We start from the raw sequence: 24460 nt of genomic DNA, 5'->3' as shown, positions 1-24460 counted from the left end.
GTGAAGTTTGTGCATTTACAATGTCAAACCGTTTTTAGTTTATTAAAAAGTGCTTGTAAAATTGATGAGCTTGTAGTCAGGGCGAAAGAACTTGGTTTTTCATCGCTGGCTATTACGGATGAAAATGTTATGTATGGTGTTATTCCGTTTTATAAAGCATGTAAGAAACATGGTATACAGCCTGTTATTGGATTAACCGCTTCTATTTTTAGTGAAGAAGAAGAAAGGTCTTATCCGCTTGTATTACTTGCTGAGAATGAAATAGGCTACCAAAATTTATTAAAGATTTCTAGCAGTATTATGACAAAGTCCAAAGAAGGTATTCCTAAGAAGTGGCTTGCGCATTATGCGAAAGGATTAATTGCTATTTCACCAGGTAAAGATGGCGAAATTGAGCAATTATTACTAGAAGACAATGAGAGTCAGGCTGAAGAAGTAGCTCGCACGTATCAAAATATGTTCGGCCATTTTTATATGAGTTTGCAGCATCATGCGATTCAAGATGAGTTGCTTTTACAAGAGAAACTACCTGAATTTATTAGTAGGGTTAATATTCCAGTCGTTGCAACAAATGATGTGCGCTATATCAATCAAAGTGACGCGCTTGTTCACGAATGTTTACTATCTGTTGAAAGTGGAACGAAAATGACTGATCCAGATAGGCCGAGGCTGAAAACAGATCAGTATTATTTAAAGTCATCGGATGAAATGGAAGCACTATTTTCCCATGCGCCGGAAGCAATCCAAAATACAATAAAAATTGCAGAGCGTTGCCAAGTAGAAATACTGTTCCATGTAAATCAACTTCCGAAGTTTCCTGTTCCGTCTAATGAAACGAGTGATATATACTTGCGTCGTGTTTGTGAAGAAGGTTTGCGGAAACGATATGGTGAACCGAAAGAAGTGCATATAAAGCGTTTGGATCATGAATTAAATGTTATTTCTCGTATGGGATTTAGTGATTATTTCCTCATCGTATGGGATTTTATGAAGTATGCACATGAAAATTATATTCTAACAGGACCAGGTCGTGGATCGGCAGCTGGTTCACTCGTTTCATACGTATTAGAAATTACAGATATTGATCCAATTGAATACGATCTATTATTTGAAAGGTTTTTAAATCCTGAACGTGTGACGCTTCCCGATATTGATATTGATTTTCCAGACGTAAGACGTGATGAGATGATTCGCTATGTGAAAGATAAATACGGTCAGCTCCGTGTTGCGCAAATTGTAACGTTTGGTACGCTTGCAGCAAAAGCGGCAATTAGAGACATTGCTCGCGTAATGGGGCTTCCGCCGCGAGATATTGATATATTTTCAAAACTTATCCCATCAAAGCTTGGTATAACATTAAAAGATGCATATGAAGAATCACAATCACTTCGTGAGTTTATACAAGGGAATCTTTTGCATGAGCGTGTGTTTGAAATCGCAAAACGTGTAGAAGGTTTACCACGTCATACGTCTATTCATGCGGCTGGTGTTATTATGAGTCAAGAACCGCTAACAGGCAGTGTAGCAATTCAAGAAGGACATAACGATGTTTATGTTACGCAATATCCAGCCGATGCGCTAGAAGAACTTGGGTTGCTTAAGATGGACTTTTTAGGATTACGTAATTTAACGTTACTTGAAAATATTATAAAATTTATCGCGAACAAAACAGGGAAAGAAATCGATATAAGAAACTTACCTCTTCAAGATGAAAAGACGTTCCAATTATTAGGGAGAGGAGATACAACAGGTGTATTCCAGCTTGAGTCAGGCGGTATGCGAAATGTACTTCGCGGGTTAAAACCGAATGAGTTTGAAGATATCGTAGCTGTTAACTCGTTATACAGACCAGGACCGATGGAACAGATACCGACTTTTATTGAATCGAAACATGGAAAAAGAAAAATCGAATATTTACATCCGGATTTAAAGCCAATTTTAGAAAGAACATACGGCGTCATTGTATACCAAGAACAAATTATGCAAATTGCATCGAAGTTAGCAGGGTTTTCGCTTGGAGAAGCAGATTTACTGCGCCGTGCGGTGAGTAAAAAAAATCGTGATATTTTAGATCAGGAACGTAAGCATTTCGTCCAAGGATGTTTGGGAAATGGATACAATGAGACATCCGCAGAGAAAATTTATGATTTAATTGTAAGATTTGCGAATTACGGTTTTAACCGAAGTCACGCTGTAGCTTACAGTATGATTGGATATCAGCTTGCCTATTTGAAAGCGAACTATACGCTGGAATTTATGACGGCATTATTATCAAGCGCAATTGGAAATGAAGATAAGATTGTACAGTATATACGAGAAACGAAGCGGAAAGGTTTTCACGTTTTGCCGCCGTCTCTTCAGAGAAGTGGTTATAACTTCCAAATAGAAGGGAATGCGATACGTTACAGTTTACTTTCGATCCGAAATATTGGAATGGCTACAGTGACGGCATTATTAGAAGAACGAGAGAAAAAAATGTTCGAAGATTTATTTGAATTTTGTCTCCGTATGCCGTCAAAGTTCGTAACGGAGCGTAATTTAGAAGCTTTCGTCTGGTCGGGATGTTTTGATGATTTTGGTGTTTCGAGAACGAATTTATGGAAAAGTATTAAAGGGGCGTTAGAGTACGCGAATCTCGCACGTGATTTAGGAGATGCTGTTCCAAAATCAAAATATGTACAAGGAGAAGAGCTATCTTTTATTGAACAACTAAATAAAGAGAAGGAAGCACTTGGCTTTTATTTATCAAGTTATCCGACAGCGCAGTATGTGAAGTTAGCAAAAGAATTAGAAATTCCATCTCTCGCTCAGGCGATGCGACACAAGAAAAAAGTACAAAGAGCGATTGTGTATATAACAAGTGTTAGAGTGATTCGTACGAAAAAGTTTCAAAAGATGGCATTTATTACATTCTGTGATCAAAATGATGAAATGGAAGCGGTCCTCTTCCCGGAAACGTATATACATTTCTCGGATAAGTTGCAAGAAGGAGCAATTGTTTTAGTTGACGGTACGATTGAGCTAAGAAATCATAAGCTTCAATGGATTGTAAATGGACTATATCCGCTAGAGGAAATGGATGTTTATGAAGAAAAGAAAGACGCATCTGTTTACGTGAAATTGCCATCTCAGTATGAGAAAAAGCTTTTAAATCGGGTTACGAAAATATTGTTCGACTATTCAGGTTTTGCGAAAGTACTAATTTATTATGAAAAGGAACATAAAATGGTACAATTATCTCGGAGTTTATCGATTCATCCAAGTGAAGAATGTTTAGGAGCACTTCGTGAAATTGTCGGGGAAGAAAATGTAGTTGTGAAAATATAATGGACAATTTCCCTACACTTCGATTATTATAGTAGTAGTGTTCGTGGTCAGACCACTTGGAGAAATTGATATCAGCAAGAATAATTTGAGGAGAGTGGATAGTTTGTCAACACTTCGTGAAGAAGCACTTCACATGCATAAAGTGCATCAAGGAAAATTAGAAACTGTATCAAAAGTAAAAGTAGAAAATGCAAAAGATTTAAGTCTTGCATATTCTCCAGGGGTTGCAGAACCTTGTAAAGAAATTTATGACGATAAAAGTAAGGTATATGAATATACGATGAAGGGAAATATGGTAGCAGTTGTGACAGATGGAACAGCTGTACTTGGTCTTGGTAACATTGGACCTGAAGCATCTCTTCCAGTAATGGAAGGTAAAGCTGTATTATTCAAGAGCTTTGCTGGTGTAGATGCATTCCCAATTGCCTTAAATACAAACGATGTAGATAAAATTGTTGAAACTGTAAAATTAATGGAGCCAACTTTTGGCGGCGTTAACTTAGAAGATATCGCAGCACCAAACTGCTTCATTATTGAAGAGCGTTTGAAAAAAGAAACAAATATTCCTATCTTCCATGATGATCAACACGGAACAGCTATTGTAACAGTAGCAGGTCTTGTAAATGCACTGAAATTAGTTGGAAAGAAAATGTCTGACATTAAAGTTGTCGCAAATGGCGCAGGTGCAGCAGGTATTGCAATTATTAAACTTTTATATCGCTATGGTGTACGCGACATTATTATGTGTGACCGTAAAGGCGCAATCTATGATGGTCGTCCTACAGGTATGAATCCGGTGAAGGATGAAGTTGCAAAATATACAAATAAGAATCGTATAGAAGGTTCTTTAGCTGATGTTGTACAAGGTGCGGACGTATTCATTGGTGTATCTGCAGAAGGTGCATTAACAGAAGAGATGGTTCGTACAATGAATGACGATGCGATTATTTTTGCAATGGCGAATCCAGTTCCAGAAATTATGCCAGAATTGGCAAAAGCAGCGGGCGCAGCTGTTGTTGGAACAGGTCGTTCTGACTTCCCGAACCAAGTAAATAATGTACTGGCGTTCCCTGGTATTTTCCGCGGTGCACTTGACGTACATGCGACACAAATTAACGAAGAAATGAAGATGGCAGCTGTACAGGCTATTGCTGAGCTTGTAGCAGAAGATGAGTTAAATGCAGACTATATCATTCCGGCACCATTTGACGCGCGTGTAGCGCCTCAAGTAGCGGCTTACGTTGCAAAAGCAGCAATGGAGACAGGAGTAGCTCGCCGTCAAGTAGATCCAAATGAGATCGCTGAAAAAACAAAACAATTAGCGCTGATTGGTAAAGAATAAGCGAGGAATTTCCATTGACATCATCAAATACAAAAGTATATCTCGAAATTGTAAAAAAAATCCGTTCCATTATGGAAGAGGATGGATTGGTGGCGGGGGATCGTTTGCCGTCTGAGCGTGAGTTAAGTTCACGCTTAAACGTAGGACGTTCCTCTGTAAGAGAAGCATTGCGTGCTTTAGAACTGGTAGGATTGATTGAAACGAGACGTGGTGAAGGGACGTTTATTCGAAACTTTTATGATAACGGTCTTGTACAATTAATTGCTCCGTTCTTATTGCAAGATGAGAAAACAATTCGTGATTTATTACAAACGAAACGGTTACTCGAGAAAGATATGATTCGAATTGTATGTAATTTACCGAAAGAAACGTTTTCTAAAGTGCTAAGTAAATTACATCAAGTGCTCGAAGGAAACGAAAACTCAATTCCAATGCTTCATCAAACGTTCTTTAAAACACTTATTGAACAAGTCGATAATTATTTACTATATCGCATTTGGATGATCGTAAATGATTACGTATCAACGCTTTCTTGTAAAGTTTCAAGAGATTCTATCGATATGTATAGAAAGCTTTACGCTACTTTGGAAGAAAAACAAGAAAATGATGCACTAAAAATTTACGATGAATTAGTAGAGAATATACAGTTTCACTCGTAATGTATAAAATTTGTCGAAATGACCATGACACGTTATGACAAACATTCTACCGCGTAGCGGTTAAAGTTAAACGTAAAGAGTGAGGTTATTAGACAGATTGAGAAGATAAGGCTAACATCAAACTTTGGTGTTAGCCCCATTTTCTTCTTACGCTAACCTTAGCTCTCAACGAAGGGGGTCAAATTGTGCTAAGAGATTTATTCGTGAAAAAGAAAAAGTACGCTGCAATACCTTCAGAACAAGTACGAAAAGATGTACCAGATGGCGTTATGACAAAATGTCCGGAATGTAAAAAAATCATGTATACGAAAGAACTTCTAAAAAATTTAAAAGTATGTGTGAATTGTGGATATCATCATCCTATGAATGCATGGGAACGTCTTGATAGTATATTGGACGAAGGGTCATTCCGTGAGTATGACAAAGAAATGGTTTCATTAAATCCACTCGAGTTTCCAGGTTATGAAGAGAAACTAGAGAGCGATCGTAAGAAGACTGAATTGAACGAAGCGGTTGTAACTGGTGAAGGAACAATTGATGACATGCTTGTTGTTGTTGCAGTAATGGATTCTCGTTTTCGAATGGGGAGCATGGGCTCTGTAGTAGGAGAAAAAATCGCCCGTGCGGTTGAAAAGGCGTACGACTTACAAGTTCCATTTATTATCTTTACTGCTTCGGGTGGTGCCCGTATGCAAGAAGGGATATTAAGTTTAATGCAAATGGCAAAAACAAGCGTAGCTTTGAAAAAGCATAGTAATGCAGGAGGATTATTTATTTCTGTTATGACTCACCCAACGACGGGCGGGGTTTCAGCGAGTTTCGCTTCACTTGGTGATTATAATCTTGCAGAACCAGGTGCACTTATCGGATTTGCTGGTAGACGTGTAATTGAACAAACGGTGCGTGAGAAACTACCGGAAGATTTCCAAACGGCAGAATTCTTACTAGATCATGGTCAATTAGATGCGGTGGTGCATCGTGATGATATGAGAGAATCGCTTCGCAAGATTTTAGAAGTTCATCAAGGAGGGGAAATGGCTGTATGGCAGAGCTAGAATTTGAAAAACCAGTTGTTGAGCTAAGAAATAAGATTCGTGAACTGAAAGACTATACGAAAAACAGCCAGATGGACTTCAGTGAGGAGATTCGTATTTTGGAAGAAAAGCTAGAAAATTTAGAGGAAGATATATACGGCAATCTAAAAGTATGGGACCGTGTTCAAATTGCTCGTCATGCAGAACGACCGACAACGCTCGATTATATTGAGCACTTATTTACTGATTTTTTCGAATGTCATGGAGATCGTCTATTTGGCGATGATGCAGCGATTGTCGGCGGCATTGCGAAATATAAAGGGATGCCTGTAACTGTAATTGGGCATCAGCGCGGAAAAGATACGAAAGAAAATATTCGCCGTAACTTTGGAATGCCTCATCCAGAAGGATATCGAAAAGCACTGCGTCTCATGAAACAAGCGGAAAAGTTTAATCGTCCTATTATTTGTTTCATCGATACGAAGGGAGCTTATCCTGGTAAAGCAGCTGAAGAACGTGGACAAAGTGAAGCTATTGCCCGCAACCTATTTGAGATGGCAGGTTTAACGGTACCAGTTATTTGTATCGTTATTGGTGAAGGCGGTAGTGGTGGTGCGCTAGGTCTTGGAGTAGGAGATTACATTCATATGCTAGAAAATTCCACTTATTCTGTTATTACACCAGAGGGTGCAGCGGCAATTCTTTGGAAAGATGCAGGAAAAGCAAAGGAAGCTGCAGAGGCAATGAAAATTACAGCAGCAGATTTGAAAGAATTAGGTGTAATTGACGAAATTATTCCAGAAGCAAGAGGCGGAGCTCACCGTAATATTTTGAAACAGTCAGAAAATATAGATTTAATGATTCGAAAAACTTTTGAACAATTAAACGGAATTTCGAAAGATGAATTAATCGAAAAACGTTATGAAAAATATATGAAAATTGGGCAAGTTTCGTTTTCAAACGCTTCCATTTGGATAAAATAAGAAAAGCGTGCGTTCCACTTCGCGAATGCACGTTTTTATTATGAAAAGACACATCTTCTCCATTGTATTTTTATATTTTTTCGTGTTATTTTATTATAAGGCAAATAATCTTTATGAGGTGAGTACAAATGAAACGTATTGGTGTATTAACAAGTGGTGGAGATTCACCTGGTATGAATGCTGCCATTCGTGCAGTTGTTCGTAAAGCGATTTTCCATGATATTGAAGTATATGGTATTTACCATGGATACGCTGGATTAATTTCTGGTCACATTGAAAAATTAGAACTTGGTTCTGTTGGCGATATTATCCACCGCGGTGGTACAAAATTATATACAGCAAGATGTCCTGAGTTTAAAGATCCAGAAGTACGACTAAAAGGTATCGAGCAATTAAAGAAACACGGTATCGAAGGACTTGTTGTTATTGGTGGAGATGGTTCTTACCAAGGCGCTAAAAAATTAACTGAACAAGGATTCCCATGTGTTGGTGTACCAGGTACAATCGACAATGATATCCCTGGAACAGACTTCACAATTGGTTTCGATACAGCTTTAAACACTGTTATTGATGCAATTGATAAAATTCGTGACACAGCTACATCTCATGAACGTACATATGTTATCGAAGTAATGGGACGTCACGCTGGTGATATCGCATTATGGGCTGGTTTAGCTGATGGTGCGGAAACAATCTTAATTCCAGAAGAAGAGTATGACATGGATGATGTTATCGCTCGTCTGAAGCGTGGTAGTGAACGTGGTAAAAAACACAGTATTATCGTTGTAGCTGAAGGTGTTGGAAGTGCAATTGACATCGGTAAGCACATTGAAGAAGCAACAAACTTTGATACTCGTGTAACTGTATTAGGTCACGTACAACGTGGTGGATCACCAAGTGCACAAGACCGTGTATTAGCAAGTCGTCTTGGCGCAAGAGCAGTTGAATTGTTAATTGCTGGTAAAGGTGGACGTTGTGTAGGTATTCAAGATAACAAACTTGTTGATCATGATATTATCGAAGCGTTAGCTCAAAAGCATACAATCGATAAAGATATGTATCAATTATCTAAAGAATTATCCATCTAATCGGCGTAATGTCAGATATTTGGGAACGGTTTCATAATTTTCGGAGGTGCAATATGCGTAAAACTAAAATTGTATGTACTATAGGTCCTGCTAGTGAAAGTATTGAAAAATTAGAGCAATTAATCGAAGCAGGTATGAACGTTGCTCGTTTAAACTTCTCTCATGGTAGCCATGAAGAGCACGGAGCTCGTATTAAAAACATTCGTGAAGCTTCAAAGAAAACTGGTAAAACAGTTGGTATCTTACTTGATACAAAAGGTCCAGAAATCCGTACTCACGACTTCGTAGACGGACAAGCTGAGCTTGTAACAGGTGCAGAAGTAGTTCTTTCTACTGAGCAAGTATTAGGTACTGCAGAGAAGTTCTCTGTATCTTATGCTGGTCTTTATGACGATGTAGACCCAGGTTCTCGTATTCTAATCGATGACGGTCTTATCGAACTAGAAGTAATCGAAAAAGCTGACGGAAACATCCGTACAAAAGTTCTTAACAGCGGAACTGTAAAAAATAAAAAAGGTGTTAACGTACCAAACGTAAGCATTAAGCTTCCTGGTATCACTGAAAAAGACGTAAAAGATATCATCTTCGGTATCGAGCAAAAAGTTGATTTCATTGCAGCTTCATTCGTACGTAAAGCGTCTGACGTATTAGAAATCCGTGAATTATTAGAAGAGCATAACGCTCAATACATCCAAATCGTACCAAAAATCGAAAACCAAGAAGGTATCGACAACATCGATTCAATCTTAGAAGTTTCTGACGGTTTAATGGTAGCTCGTGGTGACATGGGTGTAGAAATTCCACCAGAAGAAGTACCGTTAGTACAAAAACGTCTAATTAAAAAATGTAACGTGTTAGGTAAACCAGTTATTACTGCAACACAAATGTTAGATTCTATGCAACGTAACCCACGTCCAACTCGTGCGGAAGCAAGTGACGTAGCTAACGCAATCTTCGATGGTACAGATGCAATCATGCTTTCAGGTGAAACAGCTGCTGGACAATACCCAGTAGAAGCGGTAACAATGATGGCTAACATTGCGGTACGTGTTGAAAAATCATTACAATATGAAGATATGTTCAAAAAACGTATTAAAGAGTTCACTCCAACAATTACAGATGCAATTAGCCAATCTGTTGCGCATACAGCACTTGCTCTTGATGTAGCTGCAATCGTAGCTCCAACAGAAAGTGGATATACTGCGAAAATGATCTCTAAATACCGTCCAAAATCTCCAATCGTAGCTGTAACATCTGACGAGCAAGTAGGACGTCGTCTTGCACTTGTTTGGGGTGTACAAGCATTTATGGCTGAGAAGCGCGCAGCTTCAACTGACGAAATGTTAGATACAGCAATTCAAACAGGTATGGATGCAGGTCTAATCGGACTTGGAGATACTGTAGTGATTACTGCGGGTGTTCCAGTTGCTGAAACTGGTACAACAAACTTAATGAAAATCCACGTTGTTGGTGAAGAAATTGCTAAAGGACAAGGAATCGGTCGTAAAGCTGCAAAAGGTAAAGTAGTTGTAGCAAAAACAGCTGCTGAAGCTGTAGCGAACGTAAACGAAGGTGATATCCTTGTTACAACAAGCACTGATAAAGATATGATTCCTGCAATCGAAAAAGCTGCGGCTTTAGTTGTAGAAGAAGGTGGCTTAACGAGCCATGCAGCTGTTGTAGGCGTATCAATCGGTATTCCTGTTATCGTTGGTGTAAACGGCGTAACAGCAACTTTAAAAAATGGCCAAGAAGTAACAGTTGATGCAGCACGCGGAATTGTTTATAATGGACATGCGGAAGTGCTATAAGTAATACGGAGAGAAGGATCGGAGTCCTTCTCTTTTTTTTTTACACAAAAACGAGATAGAATTAGCTTAAAGCGCCTAGAATTGCTTTTAAAAGCTGTTTGTTATGGGTTTTAATATGAAAGGATATCTATATTTCATATGATGTATATAGGCGTTGTGAGGGCATTAAAAGTGAGATGTGAGAGAGGTGTAGAACTATGAAATGGTTACTATTCTTGTTTATTTTAATACCAGCGATTGAGATTACGGTCTTAATTGGATCAAGTCATGTAATAGGTTTATGGTCTACGTTCGCTATGATTGTATTTACAGGTGTTGTAGGTGTGTATTTGGCGAAAAGACAAGGGTTTAAAGTGCTTGGAGAGATTCAATCTAAGTTGAATAGAGGGGAAATGCCAGGTGAGGCGGTACTAGATGGTATTTTTGTATTTGTAGGAGGTATTCTCTTAGTGCTTCCTGGGTATGTGACAGATGTGCTAGGGTTTATCTGCGTGATCCCTATTACGAGAGCTTTATTGAAGCCGCTTGTTATGAAGTGGATGGAATGGAAATTTAGAAAGAACTCTACTATTATTATTCAGAAATAGCACTTAGATTGTAGAAATCTAAGTGCTATTTTTTGTCTTGTAAGAGGAGAGGAACTTTCTAATTGAAGCTTTGTTTTACCACGCTATTTGTGGGGTGGAATTTCTATCTCGAAATTGGGCTGCTCGTAAGTGTCTGATGTGGGGCGAATGATGAGTGGGGATGAACAAAACGTCTGCTCATTATATTTGCTATATAATTTTCATTTGAACTCTTGTTGTGCTTCGATTAAACTTGTGATTTTTTAGTGCTATTAATTTAGATGAATAAGATGGAGGGAAACGCTGCTAAATTAAAGTTTTGCTTTCTTATATAAAGGAACGATTGGTGTAAAAAATTCATATAAAAAGGCGGAGATTGTTAGTTGAAGTCTTATTTTATGCTATTTTGTATAATTATTCATTTACATAAAAAGTAATAAATGTAAATAATAATTATAAAATAAATAGAATAAATATGTAAAAGCACCACGAAATATGCGTTTTTTATGCAAAAAAACAAGAGAATTATCTTTTTTGAGTGCAATTCTCTTGTTTTATGTAATGAGTATGAAAAATAAGTACAAGGAATAATCAGTGGGAATTTCCCACTGATTACATGTAAGTTTTTTGTTGTGTATGAATTAGAAACTATTATTTTGAAGGTGAACCTTTAATATATTTCCACAAGTCATGGAAGACATTAGCTTTGTGTAATGTATTAAGTAGTACTAAGGTGACTGGGCCGATGATTAATCCTAAAAAGCCAAAAAGTTTAAAGCCGACAAATAGAGCGACGAGTGTTGCTAATGGATCGAGACCGATGTTAGATGAAAGTACTTTCGGCTCCATAATTTGTCTTTGGACAATCACGACGATGTATAAAATGAGAAGACCAATGGCGAATGCGGTATCGCCAGTGAAAAATACGTATATAACCCATGGAACAAAGACTGCACCTGTTCCTAAATATGGTAGTAAATCTACAACTCCTGTAATAATCGCAATAGTAATGGCGTATGGTACGCGTAATATTAAAAGCCCGATTAGTACAATGACGGTTGTCATAGATACGAGTGTAAGTTGTGCTTTCACAAAACCAAACAAAGCTTTTCTTAAGTCGACAAAAATAGTTTTTCCATAGCCATGTACACGATTCGGTAGCAATTTTCTTGCTTTCTGAGCAAGACGGTGCCAATCGTAACTGATGAAGAAAGTGGCTAATAAAATGAATACAAGGACAGTTAAAGTTGTTGGCAGTGCACTAATGAAATTCGTTAACCCGCTTATAATGGCGGTTAAAAGTTCTTTCATTTGTGTTGTTGCTTCTGTTCCTAAGTTTTGAATGTTTTGTGTAATTGTATAGCGCTGTGGTTCTCCAAGATGATTAAATTTAGAGATTAAATCATCGTAGAGAGGCATAATATGATTAAGTGCAAATTGCTGAGCGAATGTAACGATATCTGGAAACTTTACTGTAACAAGTTGTAGTAAGTATGTTGTGGCAGATATTGCTTCAGTCACAAGATATGTAACAAGTCCAACGATAGCTCCAAATACGAGAATTAAGCTAACGAGTACTGCTAGTGCGCGAGGAAATTGTAGTTTTTGATTAAGGAAATTGACGACAGGATTAATCAAATAAGCAAATGCAAAAGCGATAATAAAAGGATAGATAAGCCCTGACATGTATAGTAATACATAGAACCCAGCTACCGTTGCTACAATGACAAATATGAGTCTCAATATCATATATAGTAAGTTTCGGTTCAAAGATGTATACCTCCCATTCCAATTTGGATTATCCTAATTCGTTCAACTTATAACGAGTGTGCTCCACTGATTAAAGTTTCACTTTACCCCGCATTAACGGGCAGTAAATCTCCTACCCGAAGTGCGGCTGGATCAAAGGAGTTAGCTGGAGATAAACTGCCCGTAAAAGCCCGATTGGTTCAACTAATAATCAGTGGAAAATGCCCCACTGATTAAAGTTTCACTTTATGTTATAGTGGAATGATGGATTTTTCCTGCTTTTTCAGTATGTGAGTGACTGTGAAAGCTTGGTGTTGATGCTTCTACTATATGGTAAAAACTTCATTTTCTCTTCTTTTTATTTTACCTGTTTCTAATTAGAAAAGAAAGAAGAGACGCCCGTTTTTTAAAATGTATACATGCTTAAATTTTGATGGTGAAAGTCTCAGTTTGTCATTTTAAAATACATAAAAAATGAAGTGATTCATGTTGAATAGGCATCGATATAGCATGTATAACGATAGGTTTAAAGGTATTTTTGTTTGGAAATGAGTTCATTATTTTCAGAAAGGAAGTGCAAACATGATTAGTCAGTCAACGTTATTTTTATTCATACTACTTATTATAGGACTTATTGCTAAAAACCAATCGCTTACTGTAGCTATTGGTGTGTTATTTTTATTGAAGTTTACGTTTTTAGGAGATAAGGTCTTTCCTTATTTACAAACGAAAGGAATTAACCTAGGTGTAACGGTCATTACAATAGCGGTGCTCGTACCGATTGCGACAGGGGAAATAGGTTTTAAACAACTTGGAGAAGCGGCGAAATCTTATTATGCGTGGATTGCTTTAGCTTCAGGTGTAGCGGTCGCTTTGTTAGCGAAAGGCGGCGTACAATTGTTGACGACGGATCCTCACATTACAACTGCGCTTGTTTTTGGGACAATTATAGCGGTTGCGCTATTTAATGGGGTTGCTGTTGGTCCGTTAATTGGGGCTGGAATTGCCTATGCGGTTATGAGTATTATACAGATGTTTAAATAAGGAATTTTATAGTAATATAAAATTTTTGAATTCTTTCTGTTCACAAAAGTCAGATAATTGTTTATAATAGGATTAGAAACTTTGAAAAGTTACATAACAGCAGAGACTTTACACCAGATAAAATAAAAACAACATAAAACAATTTTATAATGATATTGTTTTATGTTGTTTTTATCATAAAACTCTTCGGAATGTATTTTCCTCACTAACTTGTTGTTTTGAGCGTGAGGATTCGGGGAGACATTCACGCTCATGCTTTCCATGTAAACAATGGACAATAAGAGGGGAACATCGCAACAAATTTGCATGATCGTGCATTTTGCTTGCCTAAAGAGTGAACGGGCGTTCATAATTCAAAAGGGAAGCAAATAGATATAAGGAGCAAGGTTGGGAGAATTTTCAGGAAAAGGAGAGAATGTCATGACTGTTATTCGAGGTTTAGAAGGGGTAGTAGCAACAACATCATCTGTGAGCTCTATTATTGATGATACATTAACTTATGTTGGGTATAATATTGATGATTTAGCGGAGAATGCTACATTTGAAGAAGTAGTATACTTATTATGGCATCGTAAGCTTCCTAACGAACAAGAACTAGAGAAATTTAAAGGGACTATATCGGAATACTATAAAGTGCCAGATGAGATTTTAACATATTTGAAACAAGTAGATTTAAAAATCGCACATCCGATGTCGGTTTTACGAACTGCAATTTCCATGCTATCATTATACGATGAGAGCGCTGAAATTATGGATGAAAAGTCCAATTATTTGAAAGCGGTTAAATTACAGGCGCAAGTCGGAACTTTAGTTGCTGCTTACGCGAGAATCCGTAAAGGTTTAGATATTGTTGAGCCAAGAAAGGATTTATCATTAGCTGCAAACTTCTTGTACATGTTAAATGATCGCGAGCCAAATGAAGTTGAAATTGAAGCTTTTGATAAGGCGCTTGTACTTCATGCAGATCATGAGTTAAACGCTTCTACATTTACTGCACGTGTTTGCGTAGCTACACTTTCAGATGTATATTCTGGTATTACAGCAGCAATCGGTGCATTAAAAGGTCCTCTTCACGGTGGGGCAAATGAAAATGTAATGAAGATGTTAACTGAGATTGGTGAAGAAGAAAATGTAGAGTCATATATTCATAATGCTCTTCAAAATAAAGTGAAAATCATGGGCTTTGGCCACCGTGTGTATGAGCAGGGTGATCCACGTGCAAAACACTTACGTGAAATGTCTAAGAGATTATGCGTGCTTTTAGGAGAAGAGAAATGGTATAATATGTCTATCAAAATTGAAGACATTGTAACAAAAGAAAAAGGTCTTCCACCAAATGTTGATTTCTATTCAGCTTCTGTATACCATTGTTTAGGAATTGACCATGACTTATTTACACCTATTTTTGCAATTAGCCGTATGTCAGGCTGGTTAGCTCATATTCTAGAACAATATGAAAACAACCGTTTAATTCGTCCGCGTGCTGATTATAATGGACCAACGCATCAAGTGTATGTTCCAATTGCACAACGATAAGCGAATAACACTATTTTGATAGTGAAAATACGCTTTCAAAAGTCTGATTTTTTCGGAAAGATGTAATGATTAGAATATTTTAATTTGACTAACGGTTTGAACTGAGGGGTTATTCCCTCAGTTTCATACATATGAAATTTCAAACATGGGGGTTATCACATTGACGACAGGTGAAAAAATTACTGTAACTAATGGTGTTATGAATGTACCAAACAATCCGATTATTCCATTTATCGAGGGAGATGGAATTGGTCCTGATATTTGGGCAGCTGCATCTCGCGTACTAGAAGCAGCAGTTGAAAAAGCTTATGATGGTGAGAAGAAAATCGTTTGGAAAGAAGTGCTTGCAGGGGAAAAAGCATTCAACCAAACAGGCGAGTGGTTACCTGAAGAAACTTTAAACTTAATTCGTGAATATTTAATCGCGATTAAAGGTCCACTTACAACTCCAGTTGGCGGTGGTATTCGTTCTCTAAACGTAGCACTTCGTCAAGAATTAGATTTATATGTATGTCTACGTCCAGTTCGTTATTTTGAAGGTGTTCCTTCACCTGTAAAACGTCCGGAAGATACTGATATGGTTATTTTCCGTGAAAATACTGAAGACATTTATGCTGGAATTGAATATGCACAAGGGTCTCCAGAAGCAGAAAAAGTTCTTGCTTTCTTAAAAGAAGCAATGGGTGTTAATAAAATCCGCTTCCCAGAAACATCTGGTATTGGTATTAAGCCGATCTCAGAAGAAGGGACAAAGCGTCTTGTTCGTGCTGCAATTCAATATGCAATTAACGAAAAACGCTCTTCTGTTACATTAGTTCATAAAGGAAACATTATGAAATTTACAGAAGGTGCTTTCAAAAACTGGGGTTATGAAGTAGCGGAACAAGAATTCGGCGACAAAGTATTTACTTGGGCTGAATACGATCGTATTGTTGAAAAAGATGGTAAAGATGCAGCGAATAAAGCGATGGCAGACGCTGAAGTGGCTGGAAAAATCATCGTAAAAGATTCTATTGCAGACATCTTCTTACAACAAATTTTAACTCGTCCACGTGAGTTCGATGTTGTTGCAACAATGAACTTAAATGGTGACTATATCTCTGATGCACTTGCTGCACAAGTAGGTGGAATTGGTATTGCACCTGGTGCAAACATTAACTATGTGACTGGACATGCTATCTTTGAAGCTACACACGGTACAGCTCCAAAATATGCAGGTTTAGATAAAGTAAACCCATCTTCTGTTCTTCTTTCAGGTGTATTATTATTAGAACACTTAGGATGGAACGAAGCTGCGAAATTAGTAACTGCTTCTGTTGAGAAAACAATTGCTTCAAAAGTAGTAACTTATGATTTCGCACGCTTAATGGAAGGTGCAACAGAAGTGAAATGTTCTGAGTTCGCTAATGAACTTATTAAAAACATGGATGTAGCGATAATCAAAAACGCATAATTAAAGCGGGGGGTAAATTATGACAATCAAACGCAAGAAGGTTTCAGTCATCGGTGCAGGATTTACAGGAGCAACAACGGCATTCTTATTAGCACAAAAAGAACTTGCAGATGTTGTATTAGTGGACATTCCACAACTGGAAAATCCAACAAAAGGGAAAGCGTTAGATATGTTAGAAGCGAGCCCAGTACAAGGTTTTGATGCTAACATTATTGGAACATCTGATTACGCAGATACTGCTGATTCTGACGTTGTCGTTATTACAGCAGGTATTGCACGTAAGCCTGGTATGAGCCGTGATGACTTAGTAGCAACAAACTCTAAAATTATGAAAAGTATTACGCGCGACATTGCAAAACATTCACCAAATGCAATTATTGTTGTGTTAACAAATCCAGTTGATGCAATGACATATTCTGTATTTAAAGAAGCAGGATTCCCGAAAGAGCGTGTTATCGGTCAATCGGGTGTATTAGATACAGCTCGTTTCCGTACATTCATCGCACAAGAATTAAATCTTTCTGTAAAAGATATTACAGGATTTGTTCTTGGTGGACACGGTGACGACATGGTACCTCTTGTGCGTTATTCTTATGCAGGCGGTATTCCGTTAGAAACGTTAATTCCGAAAGAGCGTTTAGAAGCAATCGTAGAACGTACACGTAAAGGTGGCGGTGAGATTGTAGGCTTATTAGGAAACGGTAGTGCATATTACGCACCAGCAGCTTCTTTAGTTGAAATGACAGAAGCAATCTTAAAAGATCAACGCCGTGTATTACCGGCTATTGCGTACCTTGAAGGTGAGTATGGTTATAGTGACCTTTACTTAGGGGTACCAGTAATTCTAGGTGGTAACGGAATTGAAAAAATTATTGAATTAGAACTTCTTGCAGATGAAAAAGAAGCGTTAGATCGCTCTGTAGAATCTGTACGTAACGTAATGAAAGTTCTTGTTTAATAATTGAATAGTAGTGAAAAAGATTCGGGATTCCGAATCTTTTTCTACTATTTACCGAATTGTTTTTTTGAAATAATATGAAAACGCTATCATTTGTAATATCCTATAATGAAACTGTAGATTTATACTATATATTGCCCTCATCATAGTAAATTTCGGATAAGGTATCGCTTTTAGTAGGATAATAAGGTGAAAAAATCGGAGGGGGTTGTAACATGTTAAAGAAAAAAGTTCAAATTGGTCGTAAAATGGATGAAATTACAGTAGGAGAGAAATTATCTATCACTGAAAAAATTGAGGATAAAGATTTGTTATTGTACTTAGGGTTAACGAATGATGCCAATCCATTATATATTCAGCATGATTACGCATCCCAAACTCCGTATGAAAAGCCGATTGTACCAAGCATTATGCTAACGGGAATGATTACAACGGCAGTTACGAAATATTTACCGGGTCCAGGAAGTCATATTACGAGAAAGGACCTTACATTCGTGAAACATGTTCACCATTATGAAACGTTACAAATCCACTTTGAAGTTGTGGCTGTTTCTGAGGAGGAACATACAATTGATATGCTTGTATCTGCTCATGATGAAAAAGGAGAAACTGTTGTAAAGGGTTCATTAACAGTAACGCCACCTTATAAATCTGTTTCCATTATGGAAAAAGCATTAGATAACTTTTAAAAGATGAAAATAAAAATAGCGCTAGCATACCTTTAATAGGGATGCTAGCGCTATTTTTAGTTGAAAAACCCTTCTTTGAACCCTTCAGCAAATTCTGAGCAACCCGTTTTAATCGTATCCCAGCTAGGAGCGTTAAAAGCAAGGATACATGTGACTGCTAAAGATAGAATGGATAGTATTAGTCGCATAATAGACCTCCAAATATTATTAATTTATATATTAAGATTAATAATATTATTATCGGTAATTGAAGTCAATTAAAGGAGTGGTTTTTTAGGTGAGGTGGAAAAGAGAAGAGTGATCTTTGAAACGGTAAGAGAAGCTGAAGTGTGGGCAGACGGGTTTGTGAATGAAATGTACGGGAGAGTATTTGATGGATATGAAACACCAGATTATAAAATAGCGTATGCTCTTTCGTTGTTCTTAGCGCAAAATCAAGATTTTATCCCGCATTAACGGGCAGTAAGATCCCACCTCAAAATTCAGCGAAAGCAAAGAAGTTAGGTGGGGAATCAACTGCCCGTAAAAGCCCGATTGATTCAACTAATAATCAGTGGGGAATGAACACCCCCCCACTGATTAAAGTTTCACTTTATAGTTCATACGGAAGTGAGCTTTAACGAAGAGAGAGCAATCTATAAAATTTGGCAAAATCCTGTGTAGTTGCAGGTGAAGCGTAATTAAGTCTATTTTCTCAATTCTACACAAACGATCTCCATGAATAGACAATTATATTGAGAGGGACCTTGTTTTCTAGTATGATGAGAATAACGGGGAAAATACTAGGATGAAGAAGGTTTCAAGTCTATAACTTGGAGGAAAAGAATGAACAATCGTATTTTAGTAGTTGATGATGAGGAATTTATCTTAACTTTAATCGAATTTAATTTACAACAAGCTGGGTTTGAAGTTATAACAGCGATGGATGGAGAAATGGCGCTTCAAAAAGCGACAACAGAACGCCCAGATTTAATTATATTAGATTTAATGCTTCCGAAAATGGATGGTATGGAAGTGTGTAAAGAATTACGATTGCAGCGCGTTATGACGCCGATTTTAATGTTAACGGCAAAAGATGATGAGTTTGATAAGGTGCTAGGCCTTGAACTTGGGGCAGATGATTATATGACGAAACCATTTAGTCCAAGAGAAGTTGTTGCTCGTGTGAAGGCAATTTTGCGCCGCACGAAATTACAACAAGAAGAACAAGTTGCAGAAGCGCCAGATGAAGATAGCATTACAATTGCAGAACTTAAAATTTTACCGGAGTTTTATGAGGCTTATTTCCAAGGAAGAAAGCTTGAATTAACACCAAAAGAATTTGAACTACTTGTGTATCTTGCGAAAAATAAAAGTCGCGTGTTGACACGTGATCAATTATTAAGTGCTGTATGGAATTATGATTTTGCTGGTGATACACGAATTGTTGATGTTCATATTAGCCATTTGCGCGATAAAATTGAACAAAATACGAAAAAACCGACGTACATTAAAACGATACGTGGTTTAGGATATAAATTAGAGGAGCCAAAAGGGAATGAATAAATTTCGTTCCAGGCTTCTTTTTACATTTGTTTCTCTTATTGTATTTATTTTAGTTGGACTAGGTTTATTACTAGAAACTGTGTTTGAAAACTACTATATAGATCATGCTAAAGAGAGAATGGTAAAAGAGACGGAGTATGTTGCGACGTTAGCAGAAGAGCAAGGTTTTAATAATGTCTTAAAAAATCCATACGTATTTGAAAAGTTAGAAGAAAAAATACCAGCTTCTATCGTATTTTTGGATGAAAAAAAGAAAGTTCAATATAGAAAAGGACAAGAATTGGCATTTAGTCCAGAGACGATTAAAGAACTTTCTTCGGAAGTGGCAAAACAACGAAGTAAAGTAATTACGAAAGAAACGGATCGAAAGAATGAATTTTATCATGCGGTGTTCGTTCAAGATGTAGAAGGAAAACAAGGATACATTTTGGTGAAAAGTATAATTGATCCTTTAAGAGACGTACATCAAAAAACGTGGGGATTATTAATTATCGGATTTGTCATTGCTTGTCTCGTAGTTGTATTTTTAGGTATGAAAATTACAGGGCAATATATTAGGCCAATTGAATCGGTTACGAAAGTTGCAATTGAATTGGCAAAGGGTAATTATAAAGCACGTGCATACGAAAGTCATTCGGATGAAACAGGAATGCTGAGTAAAGCGATTAATATTTTAGCACGAAATTTACAAGAGATGACACTTGAACAAGAAATGCAGCAAGATCGTCTGCATACGTTAATTGAAAATATGGGAAGCGGAATGATTTTAATTGATAGCCGAGGATATATAAACCTTGTAAACCGCTCTTATAAGGAAACTTTCCACGTAACAGATGAAGAATATTTAGATCGCTTATATTATGAATCGTTTCATCATACAGAAATTATTGAGCTTGTAGAAGAAATCTTTATGACAGAAGTGAAAGTGCGTAAACAAATGTTATTACCACTTGGAATTGAACGGAAGCATTTCGAAGTATATGGAGCGCCTATTATCGGGACAAACCATGAATGGAAAGGGATTGTTCTCGTATTCCATGACATAACAGAGTTAAAGAAATTAGAACAAATGAGAAAAGACTTTTTAGCGAATGTTTCTCATGAATTAAAGACACCGATTACTTCTATTAAAGGTTTTTCAGAAACACTCTTAGACGGAGCGATGGATAATAAAAAATTCTGCGAACATTTCTTGCACATTATTTTAAAAGAAAGTGAGCGCATGCAAGGATTAATTGAAGATTTATTAGATTTGTCGAAGATCGAACAACAAGGATTTAAATTAAATATGGGAACCGTTGACATGAAGGGGCTGCTTGAAGATATTCATATGGTGCTTGATAATAAAGCAGGAGAAAAAGAAATCTCTTTACAAGTGAATGTATTAAAACGTGCCTCTGTTATTGGAGATCCAAGTCGTTTGAAACAAATCTTTATTAATTTAATTAATAACGCAATCGTATATACACCGGCTGGAGGCGTTGTTTCAGTAGAGTTAGCGGAAGATAAATATAATGCTTATATAAAAGTATCGGATACTGGAATTGGTATTAGTAAAGAGGAAATTCCGCGTATTTTTGAACGTTTCTACCGGGTGGATAAAGCAAGAAGTAGAAATACTGGTGGTACCGGCCTTGGATTGTCGATCGTAAAGCATTTAGTTGAGGCGCATCAAGGTACGATTACAGTAGATAGTGAAGTTGGAGAAGGGACAACGTTTACAGTTGTTTTACCGAAATCAGCAACTGAAAAATAGGATGAAGGATGTTTACAATATATTAACAATGGCTTAATTAAATATTAATAAAGCTCTGTTAATATAATACATGAAAACCCCTTCATCCAAGGAGTAATTTTGGACGAGAATAGTTAAGCTGTTCTCGTCACTTCCCTTTATGCCAATATAAGTCTGTTTTATATATGAAAGAAAATAGCCGTTATTTTTCTTCTCTCTATTAGTCATGTTAATATAGAGAGAGGAAAGGAACGGTTTTTTTCTGTGAAAAAAATCATTTCAAATTTGTATGGGGAGGTTTTAATTTTGGAAAAAAAGGTCGTATTAGTAGATGGTAATAATATCGCGTATCGTGCTTTCTTTGCACTACCGCTTTTAAATAACGACAAAGGTATACATACGAACGCAATTTACGGTTTTACAATGATGTTAATGAGAATATTAGAGGAAGAAAAGCCAACTCATATGTTAGTGGCGTTTGATGCAGGCAAAACAACGTTCCGTCATAAAACGTATAGTGAGTATAAAGGAGGGCGTCAAAAGACTCCACCTGAATTATCAGAGCAGTTCCCGTTTATTCGGGAGATGCTGGATGCGTTCAATGTACCGCGTTATGAATTAGAAAATTATGAAGCGGATGACATCATGGGAACGTTAGCGAAAGAAGCGAGTGAGCAAGGGGCAAGTGTAAAAGTTATTTCAGGAGATAAAGATTTACTTCAACTTGTTTCTGATAACACGCTTGTATGTATTCCGCGAAAAGGGATTACAGAAGTGGATGAATATACGAAAGAAGCTTTATTTGAAAAATACAGCTTATCACCAAAGCAAATTATCGATATGAAAGGTTTAATGGGAGACCAGTCAGATAATATACCGGGTGTACCAGGAGTTGGTGAAAAAACGGCAATTAAATTGTTAACACAGTTTGGAACGGTTGAAGCGGTGTATGAAAATATAGATCAAGTAAGTGGGAAGAAATTAAAAGAAAAACTGGAAGAAAATAAAGAACAAGCTCTTATGAGTAAGGATCTTGCAACTATTATTACAGATGCGCCGATTACAGTTCATGTGGATGATATGGCGTATAAAGGATATGAAGCAAGTGATGTCATTCCAATGTTCGAGAGTTTAGGATTTACATCTCTTTTAAATAAATTAGGCGTTACGCCAGAAGAAACTGCTCCAGCTGAATTAGATGATATTACATTTGATATTGTGGAAGAAGTTACAGAAGAAATGCTTCAGCAAGATAGTGCGCTTATCGTTGAAGTACAAGAAGATAACTATCATAAAGCAGACATTCAAGGTTTCGGTATTCAAAATGAAAATGGATGTTACTTTATTCAGACAGACATTGCTCTTAAGTCAGATGCTTTTAAAGAGTGGCTTGCAGATGGAGAAATGAGAAAGCATACATTTGATGCGAAGCGTGCAATCGTTGCACTGAAATGGAATGGGATAGATATGCAAGGGATTGACTTTGATCTATTAATCGCTGCTTATTTACTTGATCCAGCTGATACGGATAAAGACTTCCGTACTGTAGCGAAAATGAAAGAAACGCATGCTGTGAAATCTGATGAAGAAGTTTACGGAAAAGGTGCGAAGCGTGCTGTTCCAAAGTTAGAGGTAGTAGCGGAGCATGTGGCTCGTAAAGTGCATGTATTATATGATGTAAAGCAAACATTCGTTGAAGAGTTAAAGAAGAATGAGCAATATGAACTGTTTACAGAGTTAGAATTGCCGCTTGCACGTGTATTAGCTGATATGGAAGTAAAGGGTGTAAAAGTTGATACAGAGCGTCTTCGTAATATGGGAGAAGAACTTGCGGGTAGATTAAAGGAAATGGAACAGGAAATTTATAAGCTTGCGGGAACAGAATTTAATATTAATTCACCGAAGCAGCTTGGTGTTATTCTGTTTGAGAACTTAAACTTGCCGGTTATTAAAAAGACGAAAACAGGTTATTCTACGTCAGCTGATGTACTAGATAAGCTTATGAATCACCATGAAATTATTCCAAATATTTTACATTATCGTCAATTAGGAAAACTAAATTCAACTTACATTGAAGGTTTACTGAAAGTTGTACATGAAGATTCATCTAAAATTCATACTCGCTTTAATCAAGTGTTAACGCAAACAGGTCGATTAAGTTCAACGGATCCGAACTTGCAAAATATCCCGATTCGATTAGAAGAAGGAAGAAAGATTCGTCAGGCATTTGTTCCGTCAGAAGAAGGATGGATTATGTATGCGGCTGATTATTCACAAATCGAACTGCGTGTATTAGCTCATATTGCAAATGATAAAGGGCTAGTTGAAGCATTCCAACATGATATGGATATTCATACGAAAACAGCTATGGATGTATTTGGCGTTGAAAAAGATGAAGTAACTTCAAATATGAGACGACAAGCGAAAGCTGTTAACTTCGGAATTGTATATGGTATTAGTGATTATGGTCTTTCACAAAACTTAGGAATTACAAGAAAAGCAGCAGCGGAATTTATTGAAAAGTATTTAGAAAGTTTCCCTGGTGTACAAGAATACATGGAGGACATCGTAAAAGATGCGAAACAAAAAGGATATGTGGCTACATTATTAAATCGTCGCCGTTATATTCCAGAAATTACGAGTCGTAATTTCAATTTACGTAGCTTCGCTGAGCGTACAGCGATGAATACACCAATTCAAGGTACTGCCGCAGATATTATTAAAAAAGCGATGATTATTATGGCGGATCGTTTAGAAGAAGAAGGATTACAAGCACGTCTTCTTCTGCAAGTACACGATGAATTGATATTTGAAGCGCCAAAAGAAGAAATTGAAAAATTAGAGAAGCTTGTACCTGAAGTAATGGAGCATGCAATTGAACTCGCAGTTCCGCTGAAAGTTGATTATTCTTACGGTCCAACTTGGTACGACGCAAAATAAG

The 24460-nt window shown here is 37.0% G+C and carries 19 protein-coding genes; 17 read left to right on the top strand and 2 right to left on the bottom strand.

Features of this window, described 5'->3' with window-relative positions:
• From dnaE to NST86_RS23550, 8 genes are all read left to right on the top strand, one after another.
• Complete coding sequence (dnaE, locus tag NST86_RS23585) at window positions 1–3327, top strand: DNA polymerase III subunit alpha (RefSeq protein WP_061663242.1); 3327 nt, start codon at window positions 1–3, stop codon at window positions 3325–3327.
• Between the two features lie 133 nt (window positions 3328–3460).
• A complete protein-coding gene (locus NST86_RS23580) occupies window positions 3461–4669 on the top strand; it encodes an NAD(P)-dependent malic enzyme (protein ID WP_161508111.1) in 1209 nt (402 codons plus the stop codon).
• A 14-nt stretch (window positions 4670–4683) separates the two neighbouring features.
• Window positions 4684–5328, top strand: a complete 645-nt coding sequence (locus NST86_RS23575) for a FadR/GntR family transcriptional regulator (protein WP_000204439.1) — start codon at window positions 4684–4686, stop codon at window positions 5326–5328.
• 185 nt (window positions 5329–5513) lie between these two features.
• Complete coding sequence (gene accD, locus NST86_RS23570; protein ID WP_000942856.1) at window positions 5514–6383, top strand: acetyl-CoA carboxylase, carboxyltransferase subunit beta; 870 nt, start codon at window positions 5514–5516, stop codon at window positions 6381–6383.
• Window positions 6371–7345, top strand: a complete 975-nt coding sequence (gene accA, locus NST86_RS23565) for an acetyl-CoA carboxylase carboxyl transferase subunit alpha (RefSeq protein WP_000818804.1) — start codon at window positions 6371–6373, stop codon at window positions 7343–7345. Before accD ends, accA begins: the two co-directional genes overlap by 13 nt.
• A gap of 128 nt (window positions 7346–7473) precedes the next feature.
• Window positions 7474–8433 (top strand): 6-phosphofructokinase, encoded by a 960-nt coding sequence (pfkA, locus tag NST86_RS23560; RefSeq protein WP_000821157.1) that lies wholly within the window; start codon window positions 7474–7476, stop codon window positions 8431–8433.
• 53 nt (window positions 8434–8486) lie between these two features.
• On the top strand, window positions 8487–10244 hold the full coding sequence (gene pyk / locus NST86_RS23555) for a pyruvate kinase (protein ID WP_001232673.1): 1758 nt from the start codon (window positions 8487–8489) through the stop codon (window positions 10242–10244).
• A 197-nt stretch (window positions 10245–10441) separates the two neighbouring features.
• The gene (locus NST86_RS23550; protein ID WP_000871631.1) at window positions 10442–10831 is read left to right on the top strand and encodes an FxsA family protein; all 390 of its coding nucleotides are present in this window, start codon (window positions 10442–10444) and stop codon (window positions 10829–10831) included.
• 630 nt (window positions 10832–11461) lie between these two features.
• Here NST86_RS23550 and ytvI read toward each other — a convergent pair.
• The gene (gene ytvI / locus NST86_RS23545; protein WP_001081388.1) at window positions 11462–12580 is read right to left on the bottom strand and encodes a sporulation integral membrane protein YtvI; all 1119 of its coding nucleotides are present in this window, start codon (window positions 12578–12580) and stop codon (window positions 11462–11464) included.
• Between the two features lie 561 nt (window positions 12581–13141).
• On the opposite strand from ytvI, the gene NST86_RS23540 reads away from it, so the two are divergent.
• The 5 genes from NST86_RS23540 to NST86_RS23520 all read left to right on the top strand — a co-directional run bounded on the left by NST86_RS23540 (window position 13142) and on the right by NST86_RS23520 (window position 18239).
• Window positions 13142–13603 carry a DUF441 domain-containing protein gene (locus tag NST86_RS23540; protein ID WP_000625507.1) on the top strand — a complete coding sequence of 154 codons (462 nt, stop codon included), beginning with the start codon at window positions 13142–13144 and terminating at the stop codon, window positions 13601–13603.
• 387 nt (window positions 13604–13990) lie between these two features.
• Window positions 13991–15139 carry a citrate synthase gene (citZ, locus tag NST86_RS23535; RefSeq protein ID WP_136986137.1) on the top strand — a complete coding sequence of 383 codons (1149 nt, stop codon included), beginning with the start codon at window positions 13991–13993 and terminating at the stop codon, window positions 15137–15139.
• 160 nt (window positions 15140–15299) lie between these two features.
• Complete coding sequence (gene icd / locus NST86_RS23530) at window positions 15300–16592, top strand: NADP-dependent isocitrate dehydrogenase (RefSeq protein ID WP_000206898.1); 1293 nt, start codon at window positions 15300–15302, stop codon at window positions 16590–16592.
• A gap of 19 nt (window positions 16593–16611) precedes the next feature.
• The gene (mdh, locus tag NST86_RS23525) at window positions 16612–17550 is read left to right on the top strand and encodes a malate dehydrogenase (protein ID WP_000153232.1); all 939 of its coding nucleotides are present in this window, start codon (window positions 16612–16614) and stop codon (window positions 17548–17550) included.
• Between the two features lie 215 nt (window positions 17551–17765).
• Complete coding sequence (locus tag NST86_RS23520; RefSeq protein WP_000914181.1) at window positions 17766–18239, top strand: MaoC family dehydratase; 474 nt, start codon at window positions 17766–17768, stop codon at window positions 18237–18239.
• A 56-nt stretch (window positions 18240–18295) separates the two neighbouring features.
• Here the strand turns inward: NST86_RS23520 and NST86_RS23515 are convergent, their stop codons facing one another.
• Entirely contained in the window at window positions 18296–18427 is a 132-nt protein-coding gene (locus NST86_RS23515) for a hypothetical protein (protein WP_001237022.1), read from the bottom strand.
• A 109-nt stretch (window positions 18428–18536) separates the two neighbouring features.
• Between NST86_RS23515 and NST86_RS23510 the strand changes: the two genes are divergently transcribed.
• From NST86_RS23510 to polA, 4 genes are all read left to right on the top strand, one after another.
• Window positions 18537–18695: a hypothetical protein gene (locus NST86_RS23510; protein ID WP_016118707.1), complete on the top strand. Its 159-nt coding sequence runs from the start codon at window positions 18537–18539 to the stop codon at window positions 18693–18695.
• Window positions 18696–19064: 369 nt separating this feature from the next.
• Entirely contained in the window at window positions 19065–19784 is a 720-nt protein-coding gene (phoP, locus tag NST86_RS23505) for a two-component system response regulator PhoP (protein ID WP_001065220.1), read from the top strand.
• Window positions 19777–21540 (top strand): sensory box histidine kinase PhoR, encoded by a 1764-nt coding sequence (gene phoR, locus NST86_RS23500; RefSeq protein WP_001032108.1) that lies wholly within the window; start codon window positions 19777–19779, stop codon window positions 21538–21540. Before phoP ends, phoR begins: the two co-directional genes overlap by 8 nt.
• 285 nt (window positions 21541–21825) lie before the next feature.
• Window positions 21826–24459 carry a DNA polymerase I gene (polA, locus tag NST86_RS23495; protein ID WP_000412803.1) on the top strand — a complete coding sequence of 878 codons (2634 nt, stop codon included), beginning with the start codon at window positions 21826–21828 and terminating at the stop codon, window positions 24457–24459.
• The last annotated feature ends 1 nt before the right edge of the window (window position 24460 follow it).

It is taken from the genome of Bacillus sp. FSL L8-0199, assembly GCF_038005705.1.
In the GTDB taxonomy this organism is placed as follows: domain Bacteria; phylum Bacillota; class Bacilli; order Bacillales; family Bacillaceae_G; genus Bacillus_A; species Bacillus_A cereus.
Note: the sequence above shows the minus strand (reverse complement) of the source record. Positions and strands in the feature narration are given on the sequence as shown.

What these genes read in the sequence shown, in the direction of transcription:
- NST86_RS23580 (WP_161508111.1), top strand. Translation starts at nt 3,461, where the DNA reads ATGCATAAAGTGCATCAAGGAAAATTAGAAACTGTATCAAAAGTAAAA.
- accA (WP_000818804.1), top strand. Translation starts at nt 6,371, where the DNA reads ATGGCAGAGCTAGAATTTGAAAAACCAGTTGTTGAGCTAAGAAATAAG.
- pfkA (WP_000821157.1), top strand. Translation starts at nt 7,474, where the DNA reads ATGAAACGTATTGGTGTATTAACAAGTGGTGGAGATTCACCTGGTATG.
- pyk (WP_001232673.1), top strand. Translation starts at nt 8,487, where the DNA reads ATGCGTAAAACTAAAATTGTATGTACTATAGGTCCTGCTAGTGAAAGT.
- NST86_RS23550 (WP_000871631.1), top strand. Translation starts at nt 10,442, where the DNA reads ATGAAATGGTTACTATTCTTGTTTATTTTAATACCAGCGATTGAGATT.
- NST86_RS23540 (WP_000625507.1), top strand. Translation starts at nt 13,142, where the DNA reads ATGATTAGTCAGTCAACGTTATTTTTATTCATACTACTTATTATAGGA.
- mdh (WP_000153232.1), top strand. Translation starts at nt 16,612, where the DNA reads ATGACAATCAAACGCAAGAAGGTTTCAGTCATCGGTGCAGGATTTACA.
- NST86_RS23520 (WP_000914181.1), top strand. Translation starts at nt 17,766, where the DNA reads ATGTTAAAGAAAAAAGTTCAAATTGGTCGTAAAATGGATGAAATTACA.
- NST86_RS23515 (WP_001237022.1), bottom strand. Translation starts at nt 18,427, where the DNA reads ATGCGACTAATACTATCCATTCTATCTTTAGCAGTCACATGTATCCTT.
- phoP (WP_001065220.1), top strand. Translation starts at nt 19,065, where the DNA reads ATGAACAATCGTATTTTAGTAGTTGATGATGAGGAATTTATCTTAACT.
- phoR (WP_001032108.1), top strand. Translation starts at nt 19,777, where the DNA reads ATGAATAAATTTCGTTCCAGGCTTCTTTTTACATTTGTTTCTCTTATT.